Source organism: Bacillota bacterium (assembly GCA_012842395.1).
Lineage (GTDB): Bacteria > Bacillota > SHA-98 > UBA4971 > UBA4971 > UBA6256.
Window position 1 is genome coordinate 110094 of the sequence record DUSX01000003.1, and the last position, 6784, is coordinate 116877.

The 6784-nt window shown below is 59.7% G+C and carries 6 protein-coding genes; all 6 read left to right on the top strand.

What is annotated here, in order from left to right; translation table 11 throughout:
• Positions 1 to 299: 299 nt before the first annotated feature.
• Entirely contained in the window at positions 300 to 1118 is an 819-nt protein-coding gene (locus GX515_02105) for an amino acid ABC transporter permease (GenBank protein ID HHY31805.1), read from the top strand.
• A gap of 137 nt (positions 1119 to 1255) precedes the next feature.
• Positions 1256 to 1813 carry a ribosome-associated translation inhibitor RaiA gene (gene raiA, locus GX515_02110; protein HHY31806.1) on the top strand — a complete coding sequence of 186 codons (558 nt, stop codon included), beginning with the start codon at positions 1256 to 1258 and terminating at the stop codon, positions 1811 to 1813.
• A 122-nt stretch (positions 1814 to 1935) separates the two neighbouring features.
• Complete coding sequence (locus GX515_02115) at positions 1936 to 3096, top strand: hypothetical protein (GenBank protein ID HHY31807.1); 1161 nt, start codon at positions 1936 to 1938, stop codon at positions 3094 to 3096.
• 52 nt (positions 3097 to 3148) lie between these two features.
• Positions 3149 to 4177 carry a hypothetical protein gene (locus tag GX515_02120; GenBank protein HHY31808.1) on the top strand — a complete coding sequence of 343 codons (1029 nt, stop codon included), beginning with the start codon at positions 3149 to 3151 and terminating at the stop codon, positions 4175 to 4177.
• Positions 4178 to 4946: 769 nt separating this feature from the next.
• Positions 4947 to 5873 (top strand): HD-GYP domain-containing protein, encoded by a 927-nt coding sequence (locus tag GX515_02125; protein ID HHY31809.1) that lies wholly within the window; start codon positions 4947 to 4949, stop codon positions 5871 to 5873.
• Positions 5863 to 6459 (top strand): DUF5317 domain-containing protein, encoded by a 597-nt coding sequence (locus GX515_02130; GenBank protein HHY31810.1) that lies wholly within the window; start codon positions 5863 to 5865, stop codon positions 6457 to 6459. Before GX515_02125 ends, GX515_02130 begins: the two co-directional genes overlap by 11 nt.
• The last annotated feature ends 325 nt before the right edge of the window (positions 6460 to 6784 follow it).

Genomic DNA, 6784 nt, shown 5'->3' on the forward strand with positions numbered 1-6784 from the left:
GAAGGAAGTTGGCGCTACCGTCGTGACGCGACGAGGTGGCGCAAGGTGGCGTGACGCAGGTCCGATGTGGGACCGAAACGCAGGAAGCGAAGCCCGACAGACGCGGTCGGCCGATTCAAGGTTGTTCATCGAGGTGCAAGGCGTAACACATCCGCGCGCAACCGTTCCGGTTGCGCAGCGGCGGTGTTACGCGTCTTTTTGTTGTGCGACCGTTGAAGGTGAGTGGGTTAGTGAGTTCTGAGTAGTGCCCGACGGGCTTTCCGGTCTCCGGCGAGTTCGAACGCGCCCAGGGAGGTTGGATGCGTCGGCACCCGTGGCCGTCGCGTGGCCGGGCCCGCTGCCGAGGCGCCAGGCGCTGGGCTGTCAGAGTTCTGAGTGGACGAGCCGTCCGGTACAGAACACAAAAGTGGGAGTGGAGAGAGTTGAACGCTGCTTTTTCATTTCTTGCTGGCTTACTCCCTGGGTTCAGGTGGGACGTGATCGAGAGATCGCTTCCGTTTCTCCTCCTGGGGGCGTGGATGACGCTGCGTCTGACCACAATCTCCATCACCTTCGGGATCATCATCGGGACCTTTGTAGGCATAGCTAGGATCTCCAAGACGAGACTCGTCTCATACTTGGCCGCTATATACGTGGATTTCCTCCGCGGTACCCCCCTCCTGGTACAGATATTCATCATATACATGGGGCTTCCTCAAGTGCTGGGCTTCCCGGTGCCTCCGTATCTTGCCGCGATCTCGGCTATGAGCATAAACAGCGGGGCGTATGTAGCCGAAATAGTCCGAGCGGGGATTCAGTCCATCCACAGAGGGCAGATGGAGGCCGCTAGGGCGCTTGGCATGACCTACGTGCAGGCCATGCGCTTTGTGATCCTTCCGCAAGCGTTCAGGCGCATTGTGCCGCCGCTGGGAAACGAGTTCATCGCCCTGCTCAAGGATTCATCCCTCGTATCGGTGATAGCCATGGAAGAGCTCGTGAGAAAGGGTCAGATAGTGATAGGGCGCACATTCCGGCCGTTCGAGATATGGATGATGGTGGCGCTTATGTACCTCGTCATGACGCTGACCATCTCGCGGCTGGTGGTGATCACCGAAAGAAAGCTTCACGTGCCCGGCTGAAGCGGGCCGTGCACAAATGGGAACGAGCCAGCGGCTCCATCGCCGGGCAGTGGATGGTGGGGCAGGATTTCCCCCCGCGAGGGGGAATATACTACGTGGAAGCCTCGTTTTCACGATCCGGAAAGGAGCTGACGGGGATGGAGATAACCATCAAAGGCAAAAACGTGGAAGTGACAAAAGCTCTCCGGGACTACGCCGAGAAGAAAGTCAACAAGATCCAGCGGTTCTTCGAAGGCGACAAGATCGACGCCCAAGTGACCATGGGCATCGAGAAAGGGCTTCACATCGTAGACGTCACGATACAAATAAACGGCCTGCTCCTACGCGGCGAGGAGAAAACAGGCGATATGTATGCGTCGGTGGACGGCGCAGTCGACAAAATCGAGCGGCAGATACGGAAGTACAAGACACGCATCAATCGCCGGCTGCGCCAGATCGGTGCGCGCCTTGTGGAGGCGGCATTCGCTCCTGAGGGTCCTGAGGGGCCAGACGTCCCCGAGGAGGCCGAAGAGGAGGCGCGCATCGTCAGGACGAAGCGGTTTGCCATGAAACCTATGTCCGTTCAGGAAGCCGTTATGCAGATGGAGCTTCTGGGTCACGACTTCTATGTGTTCTCCAATGCCGAGACAGAGGAGGTCAATGTCGTTTATCGGCGCAGGGACGGGAACTATGGCCTCATAGAGCCTGAGTTCTGAGGCCTAGACGCGCGCAACGAGCAACCCCGCTGGCCGGCGGCGAAGTCGTCCACCTGGGTTCCTGGTCTCGCCCGCAGCCCGTGGCACACGCGGACGGGAGCGGGCCATGAAGGAGTGGTGCGGTGCGTAAGGTTACGCTCGTAGTGTTCGAGGGCGGTAGGCCCTTGAGCGAGGTCGAGGACCTCGTGGTTTCCGTGAGAAAGGCCGTGGTTCTCGACAACCTCAGCAAGTTCACTGGGCTTCCCGAGCTCGACCGCGTTCTGCTTTATACAACCTATGAAGACCTTGCTTCCAAGGCCGCGCGAATAGGGACCAAGATCGAAGTGGAGCTGGTGCCGGCGCGCGGCCAATTCCATTTCGGCGAACATATCGTCAAGGTCGTGAAAGAGCACGCCTTGGAGGCCGTGCTCTACATGGGCGGCGCGTCAGGGTCGCTTCTCGCTGCAGGCGAGGTTGCAGCGGTGGCACGGGGTTTGGCGGCCGCGGACGCGTTGGTCGTTGCCAACAACGTATTCTCCAGCGACATTGTGGGTTTCACGCCGGCCGCCGCTGTCCTTGGTCTTTCGGGCGATCTGCCGGCGTCCGACAACGCGCTCGCAATGAGCCTTGCCCGCGTGCTGCCGGTGGCATCGATGGACGAGACTGTCGGGGCGTTGTTTGACGTTGACACACCCACAGACGTGATGGTCCTGGGCCTTCATCCCGATGTGGGCCCTTGCGCGCGGGCCGCTATCGGTAATCTCGATCTCGAACCCGCGTGGGGGCGACTCCTCCAGGCGCGGGACACCCTATCGAGTTACCTCTCGGAGATCGCGCTTATCGGACGCGTGAATCCAAGCGCCGTCGGCTACGTGAACCGGCACCTGAAATGCAGAACGAGAGTGTTCTCAGAGGAACGCGGGATGAAGGCTCTTGGCAGACAGCACCGGAAAGAGGTCGTCTCGCTGATCGGTTGTCTTATCGAACAGGTGGGGTTCGCCGCCTTTGTGACGGCCCTCGGGAAAGTGGCGGACGCGGCTTTCATGGATTCGAGAGTGCTTTTCCAGCACCTCGGCCTGATGCTTTCCGCAAGGGATAGATTCAGCTCCGATCTGATGCGCCCGGCGGACATCCAGAACCGGGTGGCGGGCGACTTCACGAGGTCGGTTCTGGATGCCGCAATTCCAGTGGTTCTGGGGGGACATTGCCTGGTATCGGGGGGGCTGCGAGCTCTCGTCGACTCGGCTGTCCGCCGACAAAAAACCGGGAACGGGCTCGTGCTGCGGCAGGATTCCCTGCTGTAAGGTAGAATAGCATAAGCGTTGGCATAAAGTTGCAAGCAAGGGAGCCAATGCTATGGCACCCCGCAAGGAAGCGCATCAAGAAGGCAGCCACGTAGACAGCTCGACGAGCGGTGTGCGCGGCCCCGAGCAGGCGGCTATGCTTGAAGCTGCCATAAGGCAAATCCCCGGGGTTGCGTCCGTGAGCGTGAATTGTGGTGCTGACGGCGAAGTCACCGCCATCGACATACTCGTGGAAGGCCGGGTCCAGTCTCGTCGCATTGTGCGAGACGTCGAGTCGGCCTGCACGACGCATCTGGGTCGGAGGTTGCCTCTCGAGGCGGTCAGCATGACAAGAGGGCGAAGTGGACCGGCGAGGTCGTCGAAACGGGGGGCGCTTGTTCCGGAGCGCGTCGGCCCGGCAACTCAAAGCGCAATGGGTATCCTGGCGCCCGATGTTTCGGTGAGCCCGGCATCTGGTGACGAGGCCAGGGCGGGCGGGGCGCGCGGGACCGCAAATGGCGAGAGTGGGGCACCAGAAGGTGCCGGACAGCAGGGCGCTGATGCCAGGAAGGCTGTCCCGAAGAAGTACAAGGTTGTGTCGGGCGAGACCGTGGCTTCGCAGGGTACTGACAAACCGAGAGAGGACGGCCGTGGGCGGGCGGTCGGCGACGAGGAACTGCGACTCGAGCCCCGCATCGGCCTCAAGCGTTTGGGAGTGAACGTGTATTCCGATCGAATACACGCCGTGGTCGAGCTGTCATACGGCCCGAGGACTTTCATTGGCGAGGAAGACGACCTGCCTAACGAGGATAACAGGTTCAAGGTGCCGGCGGCCGCGGCACTGAAGGCCCTTGATAAGGCATTCGGAGGGCTTGTGGGCCTCTCGGTCGATGATGTCCAGCTCTGCAGGCTATCAGGCAGAGAAACCGCAGTCGTGCTTGCGACTATCGGGTCACCGTGGGGCGACGTGCCATCCACGGGCGCGTCGTACGTAACACGAAGCGAGGAGGAGGCGGTGATAAGGGCTCTTCTTCACGCCGTAAACAGGTGCGTGACCCTCACGTACGGAGGGGAGGAGTATTACGACGAGGACGTCGGTTAGCTTGCGGAAACCTCTAGCAGGGTGGTAGGAGAAACGCGCCTGCGGCGATAATTCAACATCGTCAACGGTCTTGGAACCCCCGCCGGAGAACCGCCAACAGGCCGCTATCGTGGGTTACGGTGTAACTCTGGGAGCGGCAGAGCGGCCTGAAGCAACGCCTTGAGCGGAGACCAGGTCCCGATTCGAGTTCTCCGGGCCACTCTAGCCCGGCATTTCATAAATGCGAATGGAGGCTGGAAGGCAAATGAAGAACATCGTGAAGGCGATCCTTGCACTCGTGGCGTTGGTTTTGGCGGGCGGCGGCAGCTTCTACTGGTGACGAGCCCCGCAGTGACGAGCTTTCGGTCCAGCAGTAGACTAGCGTAGCGCCTGTCTCAGGCGAGGGTTCCCTACATTTGTTGCCGAGGTGATGGTGTAAGTGCAACATTCCCACAGAGAGGGACGCGCCCGAGATGGCGTCTCGCGGGCTCTGATACTCTACGTAACTGGCACAGTCCTCGTCGCTGTGACTGTGTTGTTTTGCACAATTCCACACCTCAGGGCGACACCGTGGCAGTCTCTGGTTTTCTTTGGTGGTTTATCCCTTTTCGCAGGAATGCTGCCGGTACCGTTGCCTAAAGGCGGTGCGGTGTCTGTCAGTTTTGCGACGAACTTTGCTGCAGTACTTGTCTGTGGACCGTCTGCTGCGTACGTGGGTGCTGTGGATGGCGCTGTAAGTGCATTACGGCGGCGCTCTGGACCTCTTAAGGTTTTTTTCAATCTGGCTCAAATGGTAATAACGGTTGGGCTGGCAGGGTTTGTATACGGATGGTTGGGAGGCCACATAGCTTCGCCTCACCTGCCCGAGGACAGCCTGCCTGTTGTAACCAGCACGCTCGTTTACTTTGTTGTGAACGCTTGTCTCGTTACGGGTGTGATAGCACTTGCGGAGTCGGCGCCATTCCGCGTAGTTTGGTCGGGAAACATCAGTGGAGTCTTGAGGAATTACCTTGCTCTCGCGCCGTTGGGCTTTCTCATCGGTGCGGCGTACCCGTACATAGGTATGCTCGGCACCACGCTGTTCTTCATTCCCCTTCTCCTCGCCCGGTATTCATTCCAGGAATACATGAAAATGAAGGAGCTGTACGCGGATACGGTCCGCGGGCTTGCAGCCGCTCTGGAAGCAAAGGACAAATATACACGGGGGCATTCGGATCGGGTGGCGGTTTACTCCGCAGCGATTGCGCGCCAGCTCCGTATGCCCGAGGGTGAGGTTGAAAAGGTCGAATATACGGGGCTGTTGCATGATATCGGCAAGATAGGCGTTCCCGACGAGCTCCTCTCCAAATCCGGTCAGCTCAGGACCGACGAGTTCCAGAGAATCCAGCAACACCCGGTTACAGGAGCCAAGATCCTATCGGAGATCAGCTTTTTACGAGACGTTGCTGCGACGATACGATGTCACCATGAGCGTCTTGACGGACGCGGCTATCCAAACGGTCTGACAGAGCAGGACATCCCTATCCACGCGCGGATATTGGCCGTGGCCGACGCCTACGACGCTATGACTTCCGACAGGCCGTATCGACGTGGGTATCCGCCTGAGGAAGCGGTGCGGCGACTGCTCGCCGGGTGCGGCAAGCAGTTCGACCCGGAGGTAGTGAAGGCGTTCGTCGAGGAGCTCAAGAACCAGAAGGTGATAGGCGATGCTGGTTGACACCGCCGTCGCATCGATGGTCGTAGGTAAGCTCCGAGGCGGGACGTTTTCGAGCCTCGGAGAGATGCCACTCAAGAGGGTCGACTGTATAATCGCCTCCTTCGCTATTGAGGCTGCAGTGGTAGCCCTCGGGTTGCGCGGGGCCGCGTTCGTCCCATCCGTTGCGCCCTACGCATTCTTCGTCAGTTACGCCTTGCTCCTTTATGCGATCTGGGCCAACCGTCACATCCGCTGGATGCTCCTCACCGGGATCGGAGTTGCACTGAACTTCGTAGTCATCATCGCCAACGGGATGAAAATGCCGGTGTCCGCCGACATGCTCACCGCGGTAGGGATGGCGCAGCAGGTTACCGCGATTCAGTCAGGCAAGGTCCTCACCTATAGACTCGTCGATGCCACCACACGTTTGTGGCAGCTTGGAGACGTGATCCCAATCGGCCAGCCGTATCCCATTCACCGCGTCGTAAGCCTGGGTGACGTGGTGATGTCTCTCGGTGTGTTCCTCCTCATCCAGCACGAGATGCTCGCCAGGAAAAGCCCGCGGTCCAAGCTTGGTCGAAAAAGCCGCACTCTCACGCATAGTTAGCTGCCTTATCGTGAAAACCACCTTGTGAGACGAAGACTTCCGAAGCAGGATGTTGAAGCCGTGTCGACGCGAGGCAGGGCTCGTTCCTACGCGATTCCTCGCAGCACGCAATTCCTCCGGCGAGCAGGCTTTCGGCGACGCTAGGCTACCGAGCGACCGGGCAGCCAGCCGGGCGGTGGAGCAGCCGTGCTCGGAAGTCTGACTGGCGTTTGACACCTCATTTCTGTGAGGCCTCGTCATCATTGGGTTTCGAGGCATACGAGTCTCGCGTACCACAACATTCCTCCCCCGGGTCGTTCTGTCGGCGTGGCAGTTCGGTCACCCG

What these genes read in the sequence shown, in the direction of transcription:
- GX515_02105 (HHY31805.1), top strand. Translation starts at nt 300, where the DNA reads ATGCGTCGGCACCCGTGGCCGTCGCGTGGCCGGGCCCGCTGCCGAGGC.
- raiA (HHY31806.1), top strand. Translation starts at nt 1,256, where the DNA reads ATGGAGATAACCATCAAAGGCAAAAACGTGGAAGTGACAAAAGCTCTC.
- GX515_02120 (HHY31808.1), top strand. Translation starts at nt 3,149, where the DNA reads ATGGCACCCCGCAAGGAAGCGCATCAAGAAGGCAGCCACGTAGACAGC.
- GX515_02125 (HHY31809.1), top strand. Translation starts at nt 4,947, where the DNA reads ATGGTAATAACGGTTGGGCTGGCAGGGTTTGTATACGGATGGTTGGGA.
- GX515_02130 (HHY31810.1), top strand. Translation starts at nt 5,863, where the DNA reads ATGCTGGTTGACACCGCCGTCGCATCGATGGTCGTAGGTAAGCTCCGA.